Genomic DNA, 24,791 nt, shown 5'->3' on the forward strand with positions numbered 1-24,791 from the left:
AAATATCCAACAGAGTATTAACTCTTTGCGGTATAGAAATCAGTCCTAAATTTCTTATTCCAATCTTGTTTTTCAAACTTTCTTTCTTGATTTCTATCAATGTACATCAAAAAAGACTCTCTTGGAATTTCTTCGGCACCCATACTTTCTAAATGGTCTGTGTGCATCTGACAATCTATAATTTCAAAATTTTGTTCTTCGAGATTCTTACAAAGCATGATGAAGCCGAATTTTGAAGCATTACTTTTAAAAGAAAACATCGATTCGCCAAAAAAGGCTTTATTCATCGAACCTCCGTACAGTCCTCCAACTAATTCTCCATCATCCCATACTTCTACAGAATGCATAAAACCAATATTATGAAGGTTGATATATGCTTCCTTCATTTCATCAGTAATCCATGTTCCCCCTTGATCCGGACGATAGATTTTCTGACAAGCATCAATAACACCTGCAAAATCTTGATCGAATGTAACAGTATATGTTTCTCTTCTCAGTAACTGTCGCATGGACTTAGATACTTTGATGTTCTCAGGAAATAAAACGCACCTAGGATCAGGCGACCACCACAATAAAGGATCCTCAGGATTAAACCATGGAAAAACGCCACTAGCATATGCCTCAATAATTCTCTCACTAGAAAGATCTCCACCAACTGCAAGTATTCCACTTTCATCAGTTAATCGAGCAGGAGGGAATAAAATATTATCATCTTCAAGTTGAAATATAGGCATACTATGTTGTTAAATAATCTTTCATTTTGAAATAATTTTCAATTTACAATAATCAGAATGAAAATTAAATTAGGTAAGAGAATATCGTTAATAATAACCTTAAATAAACCTAAAATAAGATTAATAGTAGCTTGAAGTGATGTTGAAGTATAAGAGAAAGAAAGATGAAGTAAGAGGTTATTAGTATGATTAATAACGTCAGTGTAGGTTTCGATTTTAAATCAAAACACCAGCTATGAAATCTTTTTATCTATCGATTATTCTAACTCTATTAATACATTCTACATATGCGAACATTCATTTTTCTTCAGACCAGATAATTAAAACTCCTACAAAATTTACTGATGCTGATGGGATTTATATTGATGCAGGCGTTACGTTAACTTTATCATCGGATGTGGTGTTTAATGGAAATGTAACCTTATTGAATGGAGCAAAACTAATTATTGAGAATGGGGCAAAAGTAACTATTAATGGAAACATCAACTTAAATAACTCCATACTTGAGATTAAAGAAAAAAGTATTCTTGATGTTATCTCTGGTCAATTAAACCTTCAAGGAGATGGTGGTTCGCCTGATCAAGTGATAGTCGATAATTCAGCTTTAATTGTAAAAGAAATTCATGCTCAAAATTTAGGAGGACATGAGATCACACTCAAAAATAATAGTGTGTTATTAGTAGAAGATTTTATTCAATACAATCAAGAATTAGATACTGATACAACTGATGGGGCTATTGTCGTCGGTGGGAATGTTCAAGGTCCAAATGTAAACCTAGACTTTGGCGATGCTTGTGGTAATTTAGATGGGAGTGTAGCTTGTGATGAATATGAAAGATCTTCTGCTGAATTATCGAACGTTTCTCAGTTAATCGAAAAAGCAAGAGAGGAGTTACTTAAAGGAACGGATTTAGATACGGTGGTGGATTATATACAATCAGGAGGAGAGTTTGATGATGGATATGACTTGCCTGTTGAATTATTATATTTTAAAGGATTCGCAAAAGAGAATACCATTGATCTACATTGGGCTACAGCCACCGAGACCAATTCAGATTACTTTGTTATTTATAGATCATTTGATAATAAACATTGGACAAAAGTAGATGAAATTGAAGCTGCTGGTCATTCGATTACGAAGATCACCTATTATAACCAACAAGCATTAGAAGAAGAAATACAATATTACCGTTTACATCAAATAGATTTTAATGGCACTGAACATATTTTAGGAAAGGTAATGATTCAAAAAAAAGAAGATAAACTGAGTAATGTTCAATTAATTACATATCAGAATAACATCAATTTATTTTTTCTAAATATTAATCTAACCAAAGAAGTGGTGGTATATGATGTAAATGGGCGTTATGTTTTATCAGAAACTACCATTGGAAGTGAGATGACAATCAGTAATTTGAGGTACAATAAAGTCTATATTTTAAGAATTAGAAGTGGTAGTCAAGTGACAGTAAGGAAAGTTTCGATTTTACAATAAATAGCCTTTTGATTAAAATTATTAAGAAAAGGTGATGAAAAAGTAATCAAAGTCATTATTTTTGTGACTCAATATTTTTTAAGTGCGAAATCAAATACAATGCAACTAATTGACGGAAAAGCAACTTCCAATGCTATAAAAGAAGAAATTGCTGAGGAGGTAAGAAAACTGACTGCCCAAGGAGGCAAGAAACCACATTTAGCCGCTATCTTAGTTGGTGAAGACGGTGCAAGTAGAACTTATGTGAATCATAAAGTAAAGTCTTGCGAACAAGTAGGGTTCACATCGTCTTTATATAAGTTTGATGCCGATATCTCTGAAGAGGAGCTTTTAAAAACAATCGATGAGCTAAACAACAATGCAGATGTTGATGGTTTTATCGTTCAATTGCCTCTTCCGAAGCATATCAACGAAACAAAAGTAACAGAAGCGATCGATCCTGATAAAGATGTAGATGGCTTCCACCCAACAAACTTGGGTAAAATGATGTTGGGTCTTCCAACTTTCCTTCCTGCAACACCTTACGGTATCATTCAATTATTAGATCGTTACGGAATCGAAACATCAGGTAAAAAATGTGTGATTATCGGTCGTTCTCATATTGTAGGTACACCAATGAGTTTATTGATGTCGAGAAACTCTAAGGTAGGTAACTGTACAGTAACGCTAACACACAGTAGAACCAAAGACTTAAAAGAAGAATGTCTTCAAGCAGATATTTTGATTGTCGCTTTAGGTAGAGCTGAGTTTGTTACTGCTGATATGGTAAAAGAAGGAGCAGTAGTAGTAGACGTTGGAATTACAAGAATTGAAGATCCATCTAAAAAATCTGGTTTCTCTTTGAAAGGTGATGTGAAATTTGATGAGGTTGCAGAAAAAGCTTCATGGATTACACCAGTACCAGGTGGAGTTGGACCAATGACTGTAGTTTCATTATTGATGAATACTTTAGAGTCAGCAAAAAGAAAAACTGTTAAGGAATCAGTATAGTTTGGTAATTGATTAAATTTATTGCCAAATTTGTATATACGAGTCCTTCAAGGGTTCCCTCACCCCTTGAAGGACTTTTTTAAGCGTTTTAAAAAAAAGGACTAAATGGTAAAGAAATTAGATTACTCTGTTAAAGAAAGAGTCAAACAAGGTCACGCACTTCCAGTAATGGAAGCATTTTATACGATTCAAGGTGAAGGAGCCTACACCGGTCAAGCAGCTTATTTTATTCGTTTGGCAGGTTGTGATGTTGGATGTGTTTGGTGTGACGTCAAAGAATCTTGGGAGCAGGATGCCCATCCTGTTTTAGAAATCGAAGAAATTATTCAAAATGCAAAGAAACACCCAGGTCGTTTAGCGATTATCACCGGGGGAGAACCTCTTATGCATAATTTGGAACCTCTTACTAAACGATTAAAGGAAGAAGGTTTCCATATCAATATAGAAACATCAGGTACTCATAAATTTACAGGACACTTAGACTATATCACTTTGTCGCCTAAGAAATTTAAGAAACCTGTAGAAGAGGCTTATCAGTTGGCATCAGAATTTAAAGTGGTCGTTTTCCATAAATCTGATATTCAATGGGCCATCAATCTATCAGAAAAACTAAATAAAGATTGCAAGCTTTATATTCAACCTGAGTGGTCGAAGAGACAAGAAATTACACCTCTATTGGTGGAATTTGTGAAGAACAATCCAGAATGGCAGTTGAGTTTGCAAACGCATAAATATATTGATATTCCATAAAGAATTATCAATACAATATTAGTCCTTTTAAAAGAGGATGGTTCATAAATATATGGATCATCCTCTTTTTTTTGTATGATTTTTATACGTAATGGATCCTGTACGGACGTTGCAGTGCAACGTCCGTACGAAATGTTTACGATTGCCCAAACGAACCATTTAGAAAAATATAATTGACAAACCCAATACTATTCCACCAATCTTTTTTGAAATACACCCACACAACTTATATTTATATTTTGGAAGAGTAAGTCTGCTAACATCTTACTCCATACTTTTTACTCCTTACTCATAAAACATGAACACCGATACTAAAGACTTTATTAATCAATGGCTTTTAAAGTATCAAACTTCTGTATTCCGATACGAAAGAATATCGGCGATTGTGGCTTCTACATTATCCATCGTATTTGTCATTTTTGAATATGGTTTTTATTTAGAACAATCCGACGAGCGTTTCATTAGAAATATTGTTCCGGTATTATTCATCATATTTATATCAAATTATGCTTTAAGAACCATCTTTACCAATTACCGGTTGGAGTTTATAAAGTCTACATGGTTCGAAGGAGCATTTTTAAGTTTCATCACCTTACTCGGTTTATTCCATTTTTTTGTTGGTTTTGAAATTGATAGAGCGACAAATCAAGTCTATCAGCATGTTGTCTATGCAGCCTTGACCTTCTTAGTGATGATAGAGATTACAAAAGTCTCTGTGCTCATATCAGAATATAAGATTAAACCATCAACCACATTCATATTTAGTTTTATCATCTTAATTCTCTTCGGAGCATTCTGTTTGATGTTGCCAAAAGCGACTATCGGTGAATCGAGTATGAACTTCTTGGATGCTTTATTTACCTCAGTAAGTGCATCTTGTGTGACAGGTTTAGCAGTAGTAGATACGGGACAATATTTCACAGCGCAAGGTCAGTTAGTGATTTTGTTACTGGCGCAATTAGGAGGTATAGGTATTGTATCCTTTGCGACCTTTTTTGCCACTTTCATGTCTCAAGGTGTATCCTTAAAACACAAAACCATAATTCAGGATGTATTGAGTAGTGAGGATTTGTCATCAGCTACAGGTTTATTGAGGAAGGTAATCCTTCTGACTTTAGGGATTGAGACACTCGGGGCGATCGCTATTTTCTTTTCATGGGGAGATTCCCTTCAATTCAATAGCTTCACACAAAAAGTGTTGTATTCTATCTTCCATTCTGTTTCTGCATTTTGTAATGCTGGTTTTAGTTTATTCCCGGATAGTTTAAATACTAGTATCGATGCAATTGATACTACAAGATTTGATAATGGTATAATTGATATCCGACATATGTATGGATTACATATGGTAATTGGAATAATCATTATTTTCGGTAGTTTTGGTTTTACGACCATTGAAGAAATATTCTCACCAAGTAAGATAAGAGAGCGTTGGAGAAGTCCATGGAAAAAATATTCCATAGGAACATCAATTTCGCTTTATTCGACCATCATTTTGATATTGGTCGGCATGCTTACCGTTTTCTTTCTAGAAATTGATCAACTTCGACAAGACCGATCTTTTGTGGAATCAATCATAGCCTCATTTTTTCAATCAGTTACTACTAGAACAGCAGGCTTTAATTCCATGGATTTCGGTTCTATGAAACCACCAACTATTCTTGTTATGATCTTTTTGATGTTTATCGGTGCGGCACCAGGTTCGACAGGTGGAGGTATTAAAAGTAGTACATTCTATCTTTTACTTTTGTCATCTATCGGTATCATCAGAGGGCAAGAACGTATAGTAGTACGAAAAAGGACGATTTCAGATGAGAACATTAAGAGATCCTATTCCATCTTTATGTTTGCTTTGATATATAACTTACTTGCATTATTTATCCTTAGTATCACTGAATTAGATAATCCAAAAATTGAGTTACTTCCATTGATCTTTGAACAAATATCAGCTTTTGGTACCGCAGGATTGAGTATGGGTATAACAAGTGAATTATCATCTATCGGTAAAGTTGTGATAATTATGTCGATGTATATTGGTCGAGTAGGTACGCTTACGCTGGCATTGGCGTTGAGTTCTACGGTAAATACGAATAGTTATCAGTATCCTGAGGCGCATGTGATGGTGGGGTAATTTTAGGTAGCAGGTAGCAGGTAGCAGGTAGTAGGTGCTGAGTTAACGCTCGTTATTTACGTAATAAGTAATAACTAATAGGTAAGGGATAAAGAATGTATCAAAAGCCCAATAATTTATTCCTGGGGAGTCGGAGATTGAGGTAAGAGGTAAGAGGTAAGGCCAACTGGCGCAAATGTTAAGCGCTAGCGACATTTGTGCCTATAAACGTTAGAGGTCTCCCGACCTCGTTCCATCATATATTATAAACACTGATTTGAGAATTGAAAATCTGAGATTATTTTTAATGTAAAAAAAGGTAACATCTATCATACATCACAAAATAAAAATCTCTTATCTTTCGAATTGAAATAGATCTTAGGCTTTTGCAAAAATAATAATAACACAAATGGTTATTATATATTGTGCACAAGTACGGACGTTGCAGTGCAACGTCCCTACGGACCACTCTAATACCATTTTGTAATTGTCTTTTTAGAAAAGAATAGTAATTTTTTAAAACATCATAAACTATGAACAACGAATTAAAAAGAGTGGCAATGATTGCCCATGATGGGAGAAAAGCAGAAATGGTGGGCTTTTTTAAAGATCATATGGATATTCTTTCTGACATAAAAATTGTAGCTACTGGTACTACAGGTAGTCATTTAGTTAAAGCAGGATTAGAAGTAGATTGTAAACTTTCTGGACCTAAAGGCGGTGATGCTCAAATTGCAGCCATGGTTGCTGAAGGTGATGTTGATGCAGTATTTTTCTTTAGAGATCCACTTGGAAAACACCCTCACGAGCCAGACGTTCAAATGTTAATGAGAGTTTGTGATTTATATGATGTGCCTTTGGCGACAAACCCAGCTTCTGGACAGTTGTTGATGGCGGGGATTAGAGATGTGTTTAAGAAGTAGGTTGTATTTCTGATAAAACATATTGTACACTTGACCTATGAGTGTATATATCCCACGATTGAAATCGTGGGTTGGTGATATATTGATTTTTACAACACTAAAGTGTTATAAAAATTAGGTTTTGGTCATAAATTCTCAGAGACTTTAGTCTTTGAGAATTCAGATTATTACAAATCGTGGGAGAATACATGTCTATGGAATTCTATTTGCAAGTCCTTGCAATTTCAAACGTAGGCTTAAACAAATTGAGGGTTAGAAATATTGAATTTCTAACCCTCAATTTTTGTGATATACTTACTATTCTGTGAGATTTTGAAACATTATTTCGCCCCCTCAGTTTCTTTCTCCGTTATCTTCGACTTACCCTTAGATTTCTCTTCAATATACCCTTTATAATAAAGTAAACCTTGTTCCACCCCGTACATGTAGAAGGATAGAATCAATACAGTGAGGTGAATATTGAATAGGAAATAGGAGATGACCGACATCAATCCAAAGAAGACTAAATAGAATAGTGAATCTTGAAGAATTTCCATCAAGAAGTGATCTGAATTGAAGAACTTCTCCATGAATTTCGTTACAGGATCTCTAAACGTTAAAGCTTTATGTGAGATGTAGGTAAAACAGATAAAGATAAAGATGAAGAATCCAATGGTGATTTTATTATAACCTCTTTCAAGAGTAATAAATGCATTGGTAAGGATTAGTGGACCAGGCATAAACCCATATATAGTTTTATGAATATCATGATCCTCAAAGTCTCCCATGACAATGATTCTGTCTTTTGTATAATCTTCGATTAAGAAAGGAGGCATGTTTAATAACTCATGCATTTGAATGTACATATAGTCATTCTTAACAAAAATGTCATATGGTCGGATGGGGTAGTCTAAGATGTAACTATCCAACATGTAATTACCTCTGAATTTATTAAATAGCCAACCTTTTTCAATTGTCTCTCCATACATTTTTTCTGCAATTAGGAGAGGAGTTGATTTTAAAGAATCTGCCTGAATAATATGGTACTTTAATAAAACTGTTTCTTCATGATTCAATTCTTGCACTTGTAAATCAGATAGTCCGATAGGAACATCTACAACAGGGTAATGCGGTTTACCATCAGCTCCTTTATGATATGAAACAATCGTATTTTTTGATTGAGCAAAAGCAGCTTGCATCAAACTATCGTCCTCAGATTCATCATAAAAACGAACATCGACCAATAGATACTCATGATTATCGGGATTTTGGTTCAACTGATTGACAAATTTAGTAATCGATTTACGATTAGTAATATCCACATTGCCAATCACAAAATCGTTAGAATCCTTTTTTACTGTTAAATCCTTTTCCCAAGAGCAATTCACAAAAAGAAAACGATCTTTAGACGGCTTATCTTCCACACCCAATAACGCATTCTTCACCATAGAAAGTGTTTCAATCAAAAGAATTTCATCTGGCATCACATAAACCAATGACATATAGTACATCAGTCCAATGATCATGACAAAAGAATGCACAATAGAAATCGCCCACATCAAAATGCTATTGTTCTGCATTCGAAAGATTAGACGATCTGTTTTTTTTCTTGGTTTGCTCATTATTTAAAAAATTGTTGTTCTGAAATTAAAATGAAGAGTGTATAAAACCAAAACCCATCATAAATCCTATGGTTAAAACCATAGGGTAGTGATAATTATATCTATCAAGACTTAAGTCTTGACAGATTTTGATGTGTAATTTCTATTGTAGGTAGATTAATGAGATATGCTAAAAACGAGGTCGGGAGACCTCTAACGTTTATGGGTACAAATGTCGCTATCACTTAACATTTGCACCAGTTTTTACTTCTTCCCTCTTACCTCTTACTTAAAACGAGCGTGAACTTTGCTACCTGCTACCTGCTACCTACTACTTCCTACCTACTACCTAAATAACCCCAATATCCTCACTCCAATCTTCAAACATTGCCTCATCCACCTTGCCATAAATATCAAGAACGTATTGATACAATTCTTTCTTCACTGTTTCCTTAGGTTCATTCTGGTAGTCTGATAAGAATTTCTTAAGAGAGAGTAATTCAGTTTTTAATTTATCCTCATTGATGAAAACAGGATCGAAGCTACCTATATGTTTTGGATTTGGTTTTTCACCACTCATATCTAGGTAGTATACATCCACTGTTTCTATTTTATCTGTATTTACATCTTTGAAAACGTTATTCGCATCAATAAGGATTTTATTATCTGGACCATAATTCTCAATCCAGCGATTGTATGCCTGACCTTCAGATACAAATCGGACAGCCATTTTCTTATCTTCAGTTAGGGGATACCTAAATTTGTCAACATTGAGGACTACTGAATCGCTCATGAAGACATATGGACCACCATTGAAATAATAAGAAATATCCATCTCTCCACCGAAAGTTACTCTACGCGTACTCATCATTTTATTTGATTGTACAGGGAATAACACTTGAGATACCAAACTCATAAATTCACCATCTGCATTCTTGGATGTTTTACTTCCATCCAAAAGCATTTTACCTTTAGATCGAGCAATTACAATAGCTTTTGCAGTGTTTGTGGCAAATTGTAAAGCAAGATCTTCACCGAGCATATCTCCACTTTTAATTGGAGTATTGGTTGCTGTATTTATGATCTCACCCGTCACATGAAGTACATACCAATCTTGTCCAAAAGAGACAAGTGAGGTGGTGAGAAAAAGAGTAATGGCTAGGATTATATTTTTATAGTTCATTTTTAGTATTTCTAAGATAGATATTCAGTTATAAGTAATCAAAAACTCTACCTAATTAGTATTTGACTTTTTGGATAGTGAAAGTTTTCTTACCTGCAGGAGTGACAACATCTACAGAATCGCCAATTTGTTTATTTAACAATGCTTTTCCAATAGGCGAGGCAATAGAAATTGTTTGCTTTTTGATATCCGCTTCATCAGGTCCAACAAGACGAAGGGTCATCATGTGGTTGGTTTGATCTTTAAAAGTTACATAAGCCGAGAACATGGCTTTATTTTCATCAATCTCTTGATCAAAAACCTTCACATTACCAATTCGTCTTCTGAGGTAAGTCAAACGACCATCAATTTCTCTTAATTTCTTTTTACCATATATGTATTCGGCATTTTCCGAACGATCGCCCATAGCGGCTGCATCCGAAACTGCTTCAGTAACAATTTTTCTTTCTTCCCAAAGGACTTGCACTTCTTGTTGCAATCCTTCCATTCCTTCTTTTGTAATGTATGCTGACTTTGTCATTATTATTCGTTTATTAGCCCGATCCAGAATTTCTGTAGGTAATTCTTCAAATTATAAATATATGATGATTTGAAAACCACCCGTACGGACGTTGCACTGCAACGTCCCTACAAAAGTATTTTGTAAGAATTCCTTCTCAAGTTACCATTGATAACAAAAATAAGAATGTTTTCTAAAAATTGATTCAGATCGATGACTTAAACATAGGTTTTTTATAAAATACCACCTCTGACGTAAAAAAACTCCTAACTCCTAATTCCTAACTCCTAGTTAATATCTATTTTTAGGAGATTTTTTTCATTTACATCAAAGTATCTATTATTACCTTGAGTTTTTTAAAGAACCTCACTTACGAATTTTCATCAAAAGTGCTTAGTCAAGCAGTGGTATTGTTGGGATCGGTCTTCATGACTCGATTTCTAACACCAGCTGATTATGCATCTTTTGGTATAATGATGGTAATAGTAGTGACGTTAAATGTATTTCAAGACTTTTCTTTACATGAAGCACTCATACAAAAGAATCAGGTATCGGATAAAGAACTTTCCACAGCATTTTGGGTGATCTTGACTTTAGGCTTCATTTGTTTTTTGACATTCAATCTATCTTACTACGGATTAACTTTTGTATTTGATGATTTTGCCTATCAACCTTTAGCCGCTTTTATATTGAGCTTATGTTTTCTCTTTGAAGGGTGGGGAGGTTTATCAATGACTAAACTGAAAATTGATTTAAACTTCAAAATCACCTCCATAGTTTATACCATTTCATCTTTAAGCTCAACGTTATTGGGATTAATCATGGCTTATCAAGGCTATGGAATCTTTGCTTTAGTTTGGTCTTTCCTATTAAGATATGCACTTCAATTTACATTATTCTATTTTTTGTGTTTATGGAAACCAAAAGTTGAGAGGACATCTTTAGCATCTTTTTATCCCTACATGAAAACTCGTTCTACCTCAGTGTTTTTGAACAATTTATTCTCTCAAATAGACATTCTATTAATACAATTTGTAGGAAGCAGCTTAATGTTGGGAAGTTATGTCAAAGCCAAATCCATTCAACAGCAATTAAGTAATTCACTCTATCAAGTAATCAACAATTTATTATTACCTTATTTTTCAAAAGGGAATAAAACTCAGTCCTCAAAGATCTTATTCAATAGATCCATTCTAGTCACTTTTTTGATCACTTTAAGTATAGCCTTAATTCTATTTTTTACTGCTGAACATCTATTTGTTATCTTTTTTGGAGAGGTGTGGAGAACAAGTGGACAATACTTTGGACTACTCTCATTTTTGATTTGTACTCAGAGTGTTTATCAAATAGCAGAGGTGTATTATAATAGTTTAGGTGAGACGAAGTTTACTTTGAGGGTGAATTTGTTGGGAAAGGGGTTGTTTTTGGGGTGTTTAATCGTTTTGTATTTCTTTGGAATACTACCATTTATTATTTCAATGATATTAGTAAATATGTTAGCCATTCTAATATTAAAAATAAAACTCTAAATTTATATCACTGTATATGAGTTGAATAAATAAAAACTCCTAATTCCTAACTCCTAATTCCTAACTCTATTCCCTATTTTTGTTCGTACATTAAAATAACCTTCGATGAAAATAATAATACAAACCATACAATTTATCCGATCTATTCTCCCTAAAGATCAAAAGGTTAAAGCTATTGGTGTAAGTATTTTACTCTTTATAAATTCTGGATTAGAACTCATAGGCCTGAGTGCGATGTTGCCCGTCTTTGCGGTATTATTGGAAGATAATATGGTTGAAAAATATGCTTGGGCGAATTGGATTTACTCTACTTTTGGTCTGACTGATGATAAACAACTTATCATACTACTTACTTCTTTCTTATTTGTCATTGTACTTTTTAAAAATATAGGAGGGATGTTCATAGTAAAGTGGCAAAGTGAATTTGCAATGGGTTTATATGGGGATTTTGCCAAACGATTACATCAGATATACTATAGAAAAGGTTTTGCTTTTTTTAAGGAGGAGAATTCAAATAGTTTATTTAATAATATTCATCTAGCAACTCAATACTTTGCTAATTATCAATTATTAGGTGTTCTCAACTTATTAAATGAATTGGTGATTCTGCTGTTAATAGTTTTGGGTATATCATTATATAATTTTAATATAATGTTACTATTAGCCGTCATTGTATTACCAACATTTTTTATCTTTTATAAGTATGTACAAAAAAAATCATTAGCAATAAGTAATGTAAGGCGAGATGTTAATCCTAGATTGAGTAAGAATATTTTTCAGAGTATCTTTGGTTATGTTGATGTAATAATTTCTGGGTCAGAAAATACATTTAGAAATAGAATTACAAAAGATGTGGATTCTCTAGCTAATACAAATATTAAAGCAAATATTTATAATCTAGCTCCAACAAGGGTAATTGAATCCTCTTTGATGTTAGCTATTTTAGTAATGAATGTGTACGGTGTATATTACCTAGATTCCCGCTTAGAGTTACTTCAACTTTTGGGTGTGTTTGCCATTGCAGGATTTCGAATAATGCCATCTATTAACAGAATGATGACTTATATAAATGGTTTAAATCAAAATAAATGGACATTTGAAGTGCTAAAACCACTAAAAAAAGAAGTACATTATAAAAGACCTACCCAAAAGGAAATTACCTTTAAGAAAGAGCTTTATTTGGATAATATTTCGTTTAGATATGATGATGCCGATGAAAATGTAATTTCAAATTTTTCGATTAAGATTAAAAAGGGAGAGACTATTGGTTTGATAGGATCTTCTGGTTCAGGTAAAACAACCATCATGAATATTTTACTTGGCTTTCTAAAAGTGTCGAATGGAAAGTATCTAGTAGATGACTTTGTCTACAATGAGACCTATGAAGATGATTTTTACCACAAAGTGGGATATGTACAACAGAATGTATATATCATAGATGGAACATTAGCTGAGAATGTCGCTTTTGGTTGTACTGTTGAGGAGATTGATTTTGAAAAAGTGAAAGTTGTTCTTCAAAAAGCAAGTCTTTGGGAAGTAGCTAATGAGTTGTCAGATGGAGTTAACACTCGAATAGGAGAGAATGGAACTAAACTTTCTGGAGGACAAAGACAAAGAGTAGGTATTGCTAGAGCACTGTATTTTGATGCTGAAATCTTATTCTTTGATGAGGCTACATCAGCTTTGGATAACGAAACAGAAAAAGAAATCACAGAATCTATCAATAGTTTATCTCATACTGATGATTTAACTATAATAATTATAGCTCATAGATTATCGACTTTAGAAGAATGTGATCGAATTATTGATTTAACACCAGAGGTTGTAGAATAGATATAACTGCTTATATAATAAAACCCATAAAAGTTACATTTTTATGGGTTTTATTATGATATCACTAATAACGTGAAGTGAATTATTTGATTACTTTTTAAGCACTCTAAATACACTACTTCCTTTATCAGTATGTATACTAATCATATATACTCCGGAGGGATATTTTTCTAGATTTACTTGCTTCTCATAAGAGTTAATTGAACTTAGATTATTATCTAATAATTTTCCTTGAATATCTCTCACTTGAATACCTTCTATAGATAGATTATTTGACTTAATAATTAGTACACCATCAGTAGGGTTTGGATAAATTTTAATATTATTCTTTACTGCATCATTAGTTGATGTTACTTCTCCATCTACTGTAATAGAAAATGAAGTAAGTAGTTCATTCGGATATCTAGAATTTTTAATTGTGTAATTATATTCCCCAATATTATTCACCCAAAGGGAGTCATTTGAAGCGTTATTGATCAAATTACCATTTCTATACCATTGATATTGATCATCTACTGCTTTAAGATTATCAGGGATGATGAGGTAATTTACCCCGTTTTCTAATGTTACGGTTGAGTTTTCAACTCCAATAGCTTTTTGATTCTGATAAACAAAATTTTGGCCATTTCCATTACTCGGGTCAATATTTACTTTATCTAATTCGGAAAAGGGCAAATGATTGTTAGAGAAATTAGCATACTCTAATTGATCATTAGTATAAAAATCTTCATCAATAGATCCAATATCGTTTGATCCAAAATTAATCTCTTTTAGCGAATCTAAAGTAGAAATCGATGATGGGAAATTGGTAATACTCTTACTCCAAACGTCAATATAAAATACTCTTGAACTATAGCCATCTACTTTAATTCCTTCCCATGTTCCCACTGGATCAGAAGTGTTCCAAGAGAGTGTATTCTCTGAGTTTTCATTCATCAAGGTAATTAAAGCCAAAGAATCATTTGTAAAAACTTGATCTGGTGAAACATTGATATCTGATGTTCTTAATAATAAACTAGGGAGTTCTGGATTCATAATGGTCACATGATAAACACCAAATTGATTATCTACAGTATAAGTCCTGCTAGTTTCACCAACTAATTGATTTCTTTCATAAAACCATTGATATTGATTGGAGCTTACTAAAGGATCAACACTTGGGTCAACAGAAATATCAATTATACCTGCAGTGGCTATAAATTGTTCTGGCCCCGCAGCTCCTTGAGGTGAATAGATAAAATTTGTAATATTATCTTTATTAATATTCAATAAATCATCGAATGTGAAATTATTATTGGAGACATCTAAAAAGTCTAATTGAGAGAGTTGACTAACAATACTATTAAGGAAATCAATTTGATTAGAAGAAATATCAAGGTGTGATAACTGAGTTAAAGTATAGACTTCATCTACTAAAGATGTCAATTGATTATGAGATACATCTAAATAAACCAATTCAGTGAGGTTGCTCCATGAAGTAGGTAGAGCACTAAATGTATTGTTACTGATATCAATACTATCAAGCTTGTCTAATAATTGAATATTATCAGGTATTGAACTTAAGTTAGTATTTGATAAATGAAGACCATTTACCCTTCCTCCTCTAAGATTTACTCCAATCCATTGTGAAATTGGATCTGACAAATTCCAACCTAATGTATTTGAAGTGTTCTTTTCATATATAGATCTCACTATTGTTGAATCTTGATCGAATAATGCTTGATCAAAGATAAATATGTTGTTTTGCCTTAAAGTTAAATCAGGGAAATCACTATTAGTTATTTCACAATGATAAGTGCCAATTTCAGTAGTGGAATATGTTCTTTGATTTGCACCACTTATAATTTGGCTGTCCTTATACCATTGATAAATATTATTTCCAGAAGTATCAGTCACCGCTAAATCAACTTCAAGATTAACAGGGGTTCCAGTATAACCAATTGATTTCTCGATACCTAAATTTGCTTGAGGTGAATATGTGAAAATATTAGTCGGAGATAGTCCCTGTGTGGCATATAATTTGTCAAATACAAATCTATTGTTGGATAAGATTAACGTATCTAATCCTGTAAGATTTTGAAGTGCTGTTGGTAGTTCAGATAGGTTTTGATTGTCAATATCTACTTTTGTGACTTGATCACCAAGGAAACCAGAATGTGTGACACCTGTCCAATTCTTGACTCTTAATATGTTTGACCAATTAAGAGTATTCATTGGATTGTTATCTGAAATAGATTTTAATGATAAAGAGTCAGTCCAAAATGGTCCTGCATTAATTAAAGAATAAACCCCAGATTCAATTTGTGTCAATTCTTGGAAATCATTATTGGTAATTTTACACTTATAATTCCCATTGTCGGTTACTTCTAATAATCTATTATTTTCATTTGTTAACTCTATGTCATTTTTAAACCATGTATAGTTGTTATTTAATGCAGAGTCAGGTGCTAAAAGATGATAAGTGTAATTAAAATAAATAGTTTCATTATTAGAAATTGTACTTTGTGGAGAATATGAAGACGAAGCATTTTCTATAGCTAATCTATTGATATTTTCTAAAGCTGAAAAACCTAAATTATTATTTTGACATAAAATCAAAGATAATAGATTACAGTTTTGTATGCTTTCTGGCAATACTGATAAATTATTATTTTGGCAATAAAATGATCTTAATTGGTTTAGATTACCAATATCAGTGGGTAATTCAGAAAGATTATTTTCTTGGAAGCTTAGGTATGTAAGTTTATTTAAATTTGTTAATGATGTTGGTATAGCACTAATAGTATAGTTTTGTCGTAAACTTAAAAATGTTAATTCTGATAAATTTCCAATAGAATTTGGAATAACTTCAATATTTCTAATTGGTATATCAAGCCTTGTAACCCTATTACCACTAGTTGTAACACCAATCCAGGTAGATATATTATCATTTAAATTCCAACCAAGTCTATTATTTGGATTATAATTGAAAATATCTATTAGGGCTAGAGAATCAGATTCTAATATTTGGGCGTTAACACCAGAATAATAAAATAACAATAAAAAAATAAGATTAATAATTTTTCTAAATATAAACATTTTATGATTGTATATATTTTATCAAACATAGAAACTTCTACGGGTTTTCAAGAACTTTCTAAATATTTTAAAGATAAAATAGATGTGACATATATTTTATTGAATAATAATAAAAACAGTAATCTTCAACAATGGTTAATTAATAACAATTATAAAGTTATACATTACAGTTTAAAATCTAAAAAGGATTACTTTTTTATATTCTTTAAGTTAATACTTTTCTTTAAAAGAAACAGGAATATTGAAATTGTACATACACATTTAAGAGATGCTAATTTATTAGGTTTATTATCATCCTATATAATGAATGTCAAAAATAGAATATATACAAGACACAGTTCAACTTTCAATAAAGTCTACTATCCAAATTCAGTTAAATATGATAAATTTTGTAATACATTAAGTACTAGGGTGATTTCAATCTCTGATAATGTTACAAAAAGTTTGTTAGAAGAGGGAGTTCCGCATGAAAAAATATTTTTACTAAATCATGGTATTAATATCTCTACATATCAAAATGTAGATAATGATCTAAAAGAAAGAATAGAACATAAATATGGAATTGAAAAAGAAAAATTCACTATTGGAATTATATCACGTCTATTACATTGTAAAGGATATGATTATATAATACCTGCATTATCAAACTTTATAGTTAAAGAACCTAACACTCAAATAATAATTGCCAATTTTTCAGGGAATTACAAAAAAGAAGTGCTTGATTTGCTAAAAAATAATAATGTCATTGATAATTGTATTTTTATTTCTTTTGAGAAAGATGTATTTGCTCTATATAGTTTTTTTGACGTTTTTATTCATGCCCCGGTTGATAATGAGATCGAAGCATTTGGTCAAATTTATATAGAGTCCCTAGCGGCCAAGATCCCATCGATATTTACACTTTCTGGAATAGCGAATGAATTTATTGTTGATAATGAAAATGCGATAGTTGTAGAACATAAATCATCAAATTCAATATTGAAAGGATTATTAAAGATAAAAAGTGATCCATTATTAGTTGAAAAACTAAAATCAAATGGATTTATTTCAATCCAAAAGTTTAATATAAGTACCCATCATGAAAATTTATTTAATTTCTATAAAAAATTAATCAATGATAAATGTTAATAAACCTTTCCTGCCAAAATCCGATGAATATCAAAGGTATGTAGATCAAATATTTAATATTAATTGGCTAACAAATAATGGTCCATTGGTAAATGAATTTGAGCTAAAAATAAAGGATTACCTAAAAATTAATCATTTTTTATTTGTATCTAATGGTACTATAGCTTTACAGTTTGCTATTAAAGCTTTGGATTTAAAAGGTGAAATAATTACTACACCATTTTCATATGTTGCAACAACTTCTAGTATTGTTTGGGAAGGGTGTACTCCAATATTTGTGGATATTGATTCAAAATCATTTAATATTAATCCATCCAAAATTGAAGAAAAAATTAACGAAAATACTTCTGCAATTTTAGCAACACATGTTTATGGAAACCCATGTGATATAGATCAAATTCAAGAAATTGCCGAGAAACATAATTTAAAAGTAATTTATGATGCTTCTCATTGCTTTGGTACACAATATAAAAATAGATCAGTTTTTGAATATGGTGATATTAGTACAACAAGTTTTCACGCTACAAAATTATTGCATTCAATTGAAGGTGGTGGAGTCTTTAGTAATGATCCACAACTGATAAAAAAGATTGCTTCAATGAGAAATTTTGGTCATGATGGGGAAAATAAATTTTCAGGTTTAGGTATTAATGGCAAAAACAGTGAATTCCATGCCGCCATGGGTTTGTGTAATCTTAATTACATTGATAATATTTTAGAAAAAAGAAAAAGTGATAGTTTTAGATATAACCTTTGGTTTGATAAATCAGAAGATATTTCACTTTTAAAAGTAAATAATATTACTTCATTTAATTATGCGTATTATCCAATTGTCTTAAAAACAAAAAAAATATGTGAAAAAATATATAAAGATTTGAAGGAAAATAACATTTATGCTAGAAGATATTTCTACCCGTTATTATCAGATTTAGATTATGTTGAAAATAGTAATGATAATATCGTTGCAAATGAAATTACTGAAAAAGTTTTATGTTTACCTTTATATTATCAATTAACTAATGAAGAAATTGATATGATTGCGAGAATAATTTTAAGGACTTTAAATAATTAATAATGCCTTTTTTAAGTATTAAAGAGATTGAACAAATTGGGTTTAAGTTTTATGGAGAAAATATACAAATATCTGATAAAGCTGTTTTTTATAATCCATCAAAAATTTCAATAGGTAATAATTCTAGAATAGATGATTATTGTATACTTTCAGCTGGAAATGAAGGGATATTTATCGGGGATTTTGTACATATTGCGTGTTTTTCTTCTCTTATTGGGAAAGGTAAAATAACGATGCAAGATTTTTCAGGTTTATCCTCAAGAGTATCAGTTTATAGTAGTAATGATGATTATTCTGGAACATTTTTAACAAACCCAACTGTTAATGAGGAGTTTACAAATGTAAGTTCAGGTCCTGTTTTAATAAAAAAGCATGTTATAGTTGGTTCAGGTTCTGTGATTCTCCCTAATATAACTCTAAATACAGGAGTAGCAGTAGGAGCTTTATCTTTAATAAATAAAGATTGTGAAGATTTTTCTATTTATATAGGTAATCCAGCGAAAAAAATTAAAAATAGGAAAAAAGATTTGTTGAAAATAGAACAAAAATTTAAAGAATTACTATGAAAGTGAGTGTTTGTATGATTACATATAATCATGAAAAATATATTAAAGAAGCTATTGATGGGGTATTAAAACAAAATTGTAAACATGATTTTGAATTGGTAATTGGAGATGATTTTAGCACAGATGATACATATAATATTTGTTTAGACTATGCATTAAAATATCCTGATAAAATTAGATTATTAGAATCGAAAAGTAATATTGGAGTAATGAATAATTTTATCAGAACTCTTAATAATTGTTCTGGTGAATATGTTGCATTGTGTGAAGGTGATGATTTTTGGTTAAACCCTGATAAATTAAATAAACAAATTAATTATTTAGATTTTAATACAAATTGTCAATTATCTTTTCATAAGGTAAACGCCATAAAAAATAATAAACTCCAAAAAGATACTAGATTTTATGGATTTAAAAGTATATTCAAATTTGAAGATCTTATAACAGATTGGAATGTAAATACTTGCTCAATTGTTTTTAGAAATAACTTTAAATTCCCTGAATGGATAAAAGATGTATATGCTGGAGATAAGTTTATAGTATATTTTAATTTAATGTTGGGTTATGCTAAATATTTTAATGAACCGATGGCAGTATATAGAGATCATTCTGAAAATATTACAAATACTTACCAAAAGAAAAATATAAAAAAAGTCATTCATAATTATTTGACTCATTTAGATAAATTCTCTAAAATTTATCCTCAAAAAAATAAAAGCATTAACAAGGCTAAAAAAATTTCAAAAATTTCTTATTTAATGGGAACTAATAAGTCTTTAAAGTTAAAATTAGAATATTTTAAACTTGTAAATAATAAACTAAACTTTATAATAAATAAAATTTGAAAACCCTATATATATCTTATGATGGAATGACTGATCCCTTAGGGCAGTCACAAGTTTTACCCTATTTGAATAAACTATCTAAAAAAGGATATAAAATAACTGTGATCTCTTTTGAAAAGAAAGAAAGGTTAGAAAGGAAAAAGTTTATTGAAGATATAATGAATCAAAATAATTTATATTGGATACCATTAAATTATTCAAAAAAACCTCCTGTTTTATCTACATTATTTGATATCCTTAAGCTTTTTTTATTGGTGATAAAATTACATAATAAACATCATTATAAAATTTTACATTGTAGAAGTTATATTTCAGCCTTAATAGGTTTGTACATGAAAAGAAAATACAATGTTAAATTTCTTTTTGATATGAGAGGTTTTTGGGCTGATGAAAGGGTAGATGGAGACATTTGGAATAAAAATAAAACAATTTTCAATCATATCTATAAATTCTTTAAGAAGAAGGAAAAAGAATTTATTTTAGAATCTGATGCAATCGTTTCATTAACTGTTAATGGAAAAAAAGAAATTGAAAGTTGGAATATAAAAAATGCACCTATTACAGTAATACCTTGCTGTGTTGATACTGAACTTTTCAAAATTAATGATAGTAGAAATGAGATAAAAAAACCATTTGTGATAGGTTATTTAGGTGGAATTGGTACATGGTACATGTTAAATGAAATGCTTGACTTCTTTAAAATCTTATTAAAAAGTAAGCCTGAAGCAACCTTTCATTTTGTTACCACCGAATCACCAATAAACATAATAAAAGTTGTTGAAAAAAAGAATATTAACACTGAAAACATAATTATTGAAGCCTCAAATAGGGAAGATGTTCCTAGTAAAATTAAGAATTGGAATCTTTCTATCTTTTTTATTAAGCCTGTTTATTCAAAAAAGGCATCTTCACCAACAAAGCAAGGTGAATTAATGTCAATGGGTATTCCTGTTGTTTGCAATAGCGGAGTAGGAGATACGGATTTTGTAATTAATAAATATAAATCTGGTTTATTGATTAATGAATTTAACGATGCTGCATATCAAGAGATTGTTGATAATCTTGATGTAATTGACAATATGGATGAAATAACTCTCAGTAAAGGAGCTAACGATTTCTTTTCACTTGAAAGAGGAGTGGATAAATACAGACAAATATATTCTAAATTAATTTATGAGTAAAATACTAATATTAGCTCCTTACCCAGCGACAAAAGCACCATCTCAACGTTTTCGCTTTGAACAATACCTTCATTTGCTAGAAAATGAGGGTATTGAGTATGAATATCATTCTTTTTTAGATGAAAGAGCATGGTCTATATTGCATAAGCCAAGGAGGTTTGGCTATAAAATTATGGTAGTAATAATAGCTTTTATTAAAAGGTTAGTCTTAATGTTAAAAGTAAATTCTTTTGATAAAGTGTTTATTCATAGAGAGGCGTCTCATGTTGGGCCTCCTATTTTTGAATACATGATTACTCAAATATTTAAAAAAGAGTTAATTTATGATTTCGATGATGCAATATGGTTACCAAACTATTCTGAACATAATGCTGAATTCCAAAAACTAAAAATGTATAAAAAAGTTCAGAATATAATTAAATGGTCATCTAAAGTTAGTGTTGGTAATGAGTATTTAAAACAATACGCCTTAAATTATAATAAGCAGGTTTTTATAAATCCTACTACAATTGATACAGATAATTATCACAATCCTAATAGATTTAAGAAAGAAAATTTTAATAGGCCAGTTATTGGCTGGACTGGAACACTAACAACAGCAAAATATTTAGATTTTTTGATTCCAGTATTTCAGAAGTTAGAAATTAAGTATGATTTTATTTTACTGGTAATTTCAAACGAAAGACCAATTTTACCAATTAAGTCATTAAAATATTTACAATGGAAAAAAGAATCAGAAATTGAAGACTTGTTGAAATTTGATGTAGGTATAATGCCTCTCACCGACGATATATGGTCTAAAGGTAAATGTGGATTTAAAGCATTACAATATATGTCATTAGGAATTCCTGCTATAGTTTCACCAGTTGGAGTAAATAGTAAAATTGTCGATAATAACATAAATGGTTATATATGTAACACTGAAGAGGAATGGTATGATGCATTATCTAGCTTTTTAAAATCCAATAAATCATCAACTATGTCAATAAGTGCAAGAGAAAAAATAATCAATAATTTCTCCGTTAATTCTAATAAATCAAATTTTCTATCTCTTTTTCGCTAATTTTCTTTTATAGTAATTATAGTGTATTGCTAAAAATAAAGTATAAAAAGGCATCATTGGTGTTTTGAATCTTTGCAATACGCCATAGTTGAATGAAATATATCCTGCAATAAATCCAAAGAAAAGTGCATAAGAGAGTACAAATGCTAAATTTGGATCTTTATAAGTTTGTCTTATGATTTTTAACGGCCCAATTTTTAACATGAGTAATATGGTTATAACTAAAAAAGTAAAACTCTCAAAAGATCCTAATAATTGAACTATTTTAGTAGTTTCCCAAGGAAATGGTCTGAATAAAGTGTAACTAACAGCCTCTGGGAAGGACTTCAACATACCTAGTAAAGATAAGTCACCAGCTGTACTTAGATGATAGGTGGATGCTTTACCTCCACCATGTCCACCTCTCATCTCTCTCCACTCACCTCCATGATCACTTTGAAAACCAGAGATTGTGCTTTGGGCTTCTACAAATTCATCATTCCCTTCTACATATTTTTCCATTTTCGGGACTAGTAAATATATTGAAAGTGGTAATGATAATATTATCAATGTAGTTAATATTGTTTTTAAAAGAGCGGAGATTTTATTGAAATATATTATTAATAACCATAGACTTAAACATGGAAATAAAACATAAATAGTAGCACCTTTTATTACTTTTACTATAGAAAAACAAATTATAAGAGTAATAATTGATATAGCATTTATTTTCTTAGTAATAGTAAGTTTGTAAAAATGAAAAATGAAAAAACCGATTGCTCCAGTTGTAACACTTTCTTTTATAATTCCACTGCTCCAAAAAATACATGATGGAATAAATAATATTGCAATACATATAATATGATAATTATTTTTATAAATAGGCGTAAAAAGTTGTATTAATTTCCAGGATCCTAAAAATGACCATAAACCAAAGAATAATGAAGTGGGATAAAAACAATTAAAACTAAATAAATTAATTAAACTTGTTAACTTAACCATTAACCAAGTAGAGGTATTACTTGAATATGGAATTCTGGATAAATATGGACTTAACTCACCTGAGTATTTTATAGTACTCATAGTTAGTATTTTTACATAAATGACCGGAGAGTCAAGAAATGATTCTACTAGAATATTACCCTGTTTAAAATATGCTATAGTATCACCATTACCATAGTAAAACTGGTATATACAACAAAAAGAGATAGCCCCAAACATCTTAGTAGTCAAACCCCACCAGAAATATTTACGTGTATATTTATTAGTCCATTTATTTGCAAAATATGGTGCAATAATAAAATAAATCAAAAAAATGTAAATAGGAGTTAATAATATATTAAATAGGATATTCATTTATGTCTTTTCTTAATTCATTGGTTATAATTTTTGCACCTTTATTGTTTAAGTGTGTTGGATCTATCCAATTTTTAATATTATTTATGTCTTTAATTTCATTATGATAATAATCAAAGTAAATAGTATTATTATTTAAAAAAAAATTTTTAAGAACAGCAGATTGTTTCGTCTTATACAAAGTAGGACTTTGAAAAATTATTAATTTAATATTATTAAGTTTGCATAATTCAATAAGTGACAAAAGATATTCTTTTGATTTATTATTAATGATTAATCTGTTGGGTTCTTTATTTTTTGTTTTTAGTTGCTTTTCTATTAATAAAGTATCGTTCTCAGTTTTTTCAATGTATCCATTAATAGGATAGTATGAATTTTGTTTTGTATTTATATAATTTTTTATTGTACTTAGAATTTTCCCATTAAATTTATATGATTTTGAAATATTTTTTATGAATGCATATTTATCAATCTTATTGATGTGATATCTGATATATTCGTTTTGATCATAATAATATTTTAAATATGTGATATCAGTAGTAGGGGTATTTGTTACTATTTCATATTCTTCAATATGGAAAAGTATTGTATCTATTTTTATTTTAGAATTTAAAATTAAATTTACAATGCCTACTTGAAAATCTAAACCCATACCATTATGGGAAAGGTTGAAATTATTTTTACCCAAAATTGAAGGGTCTATATGATGAGCTGCTCGTGAATTACCTACAACTAAAATATTAACACTGTCATAATGAGTTAATAAATTATTTATTTTACCTCCTGATTGACCAATTTTATTTTCTTTATAAAAGTGACTTAATAAGTTATTACTTAAAAAATCTAAAATTAATAATAATAAAAAGATGGTTAAAAGGTATTTTATTGTTTTCATTA

The 24,791-nt window shown here is 30.4% G+C and carries 20 protein-coding genes; 13 read left to right on the plus strand and 7 right to left on the minus strand.

The window, feature by feature from the left end:
- Window positions 1–17: 17 nt before the first annotated feature.
- Window positions 18–734, minus strand: coding sequence for a leucyl/phenylalanyl-tRNA--protein transferase (aat, locus tag MY04_RS05180; protein ID WP_066207324.1), 717 nt, complete (start codon window positions 732–734; stop codon window positions 18–20).
- 235 nt (window positions 735–969) lie between these two features.
- Between aat and MY04_RS05185 the strand changes: the two genes are divergently transcribed.
- The 5 genes from MY04_RS05185 (at window position 970) to MY04_RS05205 (ending at window position 7,002) form a co-directional block, all read left to right on the plus strand.
- Entirely contained in the window at window positions 970–2,229 is a 1,260-nt protein-coding gene (locus MY04_RS05185; protein WP_066207325.1) for a T9SS type A sorting domain-containing protein, read from the plus strand.
- Window positions 2,230–2,328: 99 nt separating this feature from the next.
- Window positions 2,329–3,219 carry a bifunctional methylenetetrahydrofolate dehydrogenase/methenyltetrahydrofolate cyclohydrolase FolD gene (gene folD, locus MY04_RS05190; RefSeq protein WP_066207327.1) on the plus strand — a complete coding sequence of 297 codons (891 nt, stop codon included), beginning with the start codon at window positions 2,329–2,331 and terminating at the stop codon, window positions 3,217–3,219.
- A gap of 105 nt (window positions 3,220–3,324) precedes the next feature.
- Window positions 3,325–3,969, plus strand: a complete 645-nt coding sequence (locus tag MY04_RS05195; protein ID WP_066207329.1) for a 7-carboxy-7-deazaguanine synthase QueE — start codon at window positions 3,325–3,327, stop codon at window positions 3,967–3,969.
- 298 nt (window positions 3,970–4,267) lie between these two features.
- Window positions 4,268–6,100, plus strand: coding sequence for a TrkH family potassium uptake protein (locus MY04_RS05200; RefSeq protein WP_066207332.1), 1,833 nt, complete (start codon window positions 4,268–4,270; stop codon window positions 6,098–6,100).
- 512 nt (window positions 6,101–6,612) lie between these two features.
- A complete protein-coding gene (locus MY04_RS05205; protein ID WP_066207338.1) occupies window positions 6,613–7,002 on the plus strand; it encodes a methylglyoxal synthase in 390 nt (129 codons plus the stop codon).
- A 320-nt stretch (window positions 7,003–7,322) separates the two neighbouring features.
- Here the strand turns inward: MY04_RS05205 and MY04_RS05210 are convergent, their stop codons facing one another.
- The 3 genes from MY04_RS05210 to MY04_RS05220 all read right to left on the minus strand — a co-directional run bounded on the left by MY04_RS05210 (window position 7,323) and on the right by MY04_RS05220 (window position 10,285).
- Window positions 7,323–8,603, minus strand: coding sequence for a CHASE2 domain-containing protein (locus MY04_RS05210; RefSeq protein ID WP_066207341.1), 1,281 nt, complete (start codon window positions 8,601–8,603; stop codon window positions 7,323–7,325).
- A gap of 328 nt (window positions 8,604–8,931) precedes the next feature.
- Window positions 8,932–9,765, minus strand: coding sequence for a hypothetical protein (locus MY04_RS05215; protein ID WP_066207343.1), 834 nt, complete (start codon window positions 9,763–9,765; stop codon window positions 8,932–8,934).
- Window positions 9,766–9,820: 55 nt separating this feature from the next.
- Window positions 9,821–10,285, minus strand: coding sequence for a GreA/GreB family elongation factor (locus MY04_RS05220; protein ID WP_066207346.1), 465 nt, complete (start codon window positions 10,283–10,285; stop codon window positions 9,821–9,823).
- Between the two features lie 326 nt (window positions 10,286–10,611).
- Here MY04_RS05220 and MY04_RS05225 point away from each other — a divergent pair, with 326 nt between their 5' ends.
- Both MY04_RS05225 and MY04_RS05230 read left to right on the plus strand, forming a co-directional pair.
- Window positions 10,612–11,793, plus strand: a complete 1,182-nt coding sequence (locus tag MY04_RS05225; RefSeq protein WP_066207349.1) for an oligosaccharide flippase family protein — start codon at window positions 10,612–10,614, stop codon at window positions 11,791–11,793.
- Window positions 11,794–11,898: 105 nt separating this feature from the next.
- On the plus strand, window positions 11,899–13,626 hold the full coding sequence (locus MY04_RS05230; RefSeq protein ID WP_066207352.1) for an ABC transporter ATP-binding protein: 1,728 nt from the start codon (window positions 11,899–11,901) through the stop codon (window positions 13,624–13,626).
- 90 nt (window positions 13,627–13,716) lie between these two features.
- Here the strand turns inward: MY04_RS05230 and MY04_RS05235 are convergent, their stop codons facing one another.
- Window positions 13,717–16,704, minus strand: a complete 2,988-nt coding sequence (locus MY04_RS05235; protein ID WP_066207355.1) for a T9SS type A sorting domain-containing protein — start codon at window positions 16,702–16,704, stop codon at window positions 13,717–13,719.
- A 3-nt stretch (window positions 16,705–16,707) separates the two neighbouring features.
- On the opposite strand from MY04_RS05235, the gene MY04_RS05240 reads away from it, so the two are divergent.
- From MY04_RS05240 to MY04_RS05265, 6 genes are read left to right on the plus strand one after another with little or no spacing between them, the layout of a single operon-like run.
- Window positions 16,708–17,832 (plus strand): glycosyltransferase family 4 protein, encoded by a 1,125-nt coding sequence (locus tag MY04_RS05240; protein ID WP_066207357.1) that lies wholly within the window; start codon window positions 16,708–16,710, stop codon window positions 17,830–17,832.
- Window positions 17,819–18,904: a DegT/DnrJ/EryC1/StrS family aminotransferase gene (locus MY04_RS05245; RefSeq protein ID WP_066207359.1), complete on the plus strand. Its 1,086-nt coding sequence runs from the start codon at window positions 17,819–17,821 to the stop codon at window positions 18,902–18,904. The genes MY04_RS05240 and MY04_RS05245 overlap by 14 nt, the downstream gene beginning before the upstream one ends.
- Before the next feature lie 2 nt (window positions 18,905–18,906).
- Complete coding sequence (locus MY04_RS05250; protein WP_066207362.1) at window positions 18,907–19,470, plus strand: acyltransferase; 564 nt, start codon at window positions 18,907–18,909, stop codon at window positions 19,468–19,470.
- The gene (locus tag MY04_RS05255; protein WP_066207365.1) at window positions 19,467–20,315 is read left to right on the plus strand and encodes a glycosyltransferase; all 849 of its coding nucleotides are present in this window, start codon (window positions 19,467–19,469) and stop codon (window positions 20,313–20,315) included. The genes MY04_RS05250 and MY04_RS05255 overlap by 4 nt, the downstream gene beginning before the upstream one ends.
- The gene (locus tag MY04_RS05260; RefSeq protein WP_158297574.1) at window positions 20,312–21,496 is read left to right on the plus strand and encodes a glycosyltransferase; all 1,185 of its coding nucleotides are present in this window, start codon (window positions 20,312–20,314) and stop codon (window positions 21,494–21,496) included. Before MY04_RS05255 ends, MY04_RS05260 begins: the two co-directional genes overlap by 4 nt.
- Window positions 21,489–22,559 (plus strand): glycosyltransferase family 4 protein, encoded by a 1,071-nt coding sequence (locus tag MY04_RS05265; protein ID WP_066207371.1) that lies wholly within the window; start codon window positions 21,489–21,491, stop codon window positions 22,557–22,559. Before MY04_RS05260 ends, MY04_RS05265 begins: the two co-directional genes overlap by 8 nt.
- Here the strand turns inward: MY04_RS05265 and MY04_RS05270 are convergent.
- Complete coding sequence (locus tag MY04_RS05270) at window positions 22,542–23,894, minus strand: hypothetical protein (RefSeq protein WP_066207374.1); 1,353 nt, start codon at window positions 23,892–23,894, stop codon at window positions 22,542–22,544. The genes MY04_RS05265 and MY04_RS05270 overlap by 18 nt on opposite strands.
- A complete protein-coding gene (locus tag MY04_RS05275) occupies window positions 23,878–24,789 on the minus strand; it encodes a hypothetical protein (protein WP_066207376.1) in 912 nt (303 codons plus the stop codon). Before MY04_RS05275 ends, MY04_RS05270 begins: the two co-directional genes overlap by 17 nt.
- Window positions 24,790–24,791: the final 2 nt, after the last annotated feature.

The sequence above is a fragment of the Flammeovirga sp. MY04 genome (assembly GCF_001682195.2).
Classification (GTDB): domain Bacteria; phylum Bacteroidota; class Bacteroidia; order Cytophagales; family Flammeovirgaceae; genus Flammeovirga; species Flammeovirga yaeyamensis.

What these genes read in the sequence shown, in the direction of transcription:
- aat (WP_066207324.1), bottom strand. Translation starts at nt 734, where the DNA reads ATGCCTATATTTCAACTTGAAGATGATAATATTTTATTCCCTCCTGCT.
- MY04_RS05185 (WP_066207325.1), top strand. Translation starts at nt 970, where the DNA reads ATGAAATCTTTTTATCTATCGATTATTCTAACTCTATTAATACATTCT.
- folD (WP_066207327.1), top strand. Translation starts at nt 2,329, where the DNA reads ATGCAACTAATTGACGGAAAAGCAACTTCCAATGCTATAAAAGAAGAA.
- MY04_RS05195 (WP_066207329.1), top strand. Translation starts at nt 3,325, where the DNA reads ATGGTAAAGAAATTAGATTACTCTGTTAAAGAAAGAGTCAAACAAGGT.
- MY04_RS05200 (WP_066207332.1), top strand. Translation starts at nt 4,268, where the DNA reads ATGAACACCGATACTAAAGACTTTATTAATCAATGGCTTTTAAAGTAT.
- MY04_RS05205 (WP_066207338.1), top strand. Translation starts at nt 6,613, where the DNA reads ATGAACAACGAATTAAAAAGAGTGGCAATGATTGCCCATGATGGGAGA.
- MY04_RS05210 (WP_066207341.1), bottom strand. Translation starts at nt 8,603, where the DNA reads ATGAGCAAACCAAGAAAAAAAACAGATCGTCTAATCTTTCGAATGCAG.
- MY04_RS05215 (WP_066207343.1), bottom strand. Translation starts at nt 9,765, where the DNA reads ATGAACTATAAAAATATAATCCTAGCCATTACTCTTTTTCTCACCACC.
- MY04_RS05220 (WP_066207346.1), bottom strand. Translation starts at nt 10,285, where the DNA reads ATGACAAAGTCAGCATACATTACAAAAGAAGGAATGGAAGGATTGCAA.
- MY04_RS05230 (WP_066207352.1), top strand. Translation starts at nt 11,899, where the DNA reads ATGAAAATAATAATACAAACCATACAATTTATCCGATCTATTCTCCCT.
- MY04_RS05235 (WP_066207355.1), bottom strand. Translation starts at nt 16,704, where the DNA reads ATGTTTATATTTAGAAAAATTATTAATCTTATTTTTTTATTGTTATTT.
- MY04_RS05240 (WP_066207357.1), top strand. Translation starts at nt 16,708, where the DNA reads ATGATTGTATATATTTTATCAAACATAGAAACTTCTACGGGTTTTCAA.
- MY04_RS05245 (WP_066207359.1), top strand. Translation starts at nt 17,819, where the DNA reads ATGATAAATGTTAATAAACCTTTCCTGCCAAAATCCGATGAATATCAA.
- MY04_RS05250 (WP_066207362.1), top strand. Translation starts at nt 18,907, where the DNA reads ATGCCTTTTTTAAGTATTAAAGAGATTGAACAAATTGGGTTTAAGTTT.
- MY04_RS05255 (WP_066207365.1), top strand. Translation starts at nt 19,467, where the DNA reads ATGAAAGTGAGTGTTTGTATGATTACATATAATCATGAAAAATATATT.
- MY04_RS05265 (WP_066207371.1), top strand. Translation starts at nt 21,489, where the DNA reads ATGAGTAAAATACTAATATTAGCTCCTTACCCAGCGACAAAAGCACCA.
- MY04_RS05270 (WP_066207374.1), bottom strand. Translation starts at nt 23,894, where the DNA reads ATGAATATCCTATTTAATATATTATTAACTCCTATTTACATTTTTTTG.
- MY04_RS05275 (WP_066207376.1), bottom strand. Translation starts at nt 24,789, where the DNA reads ATGAAAACAATAAAATACCTTTTAACCATCTTTTTATTATTATTAATT.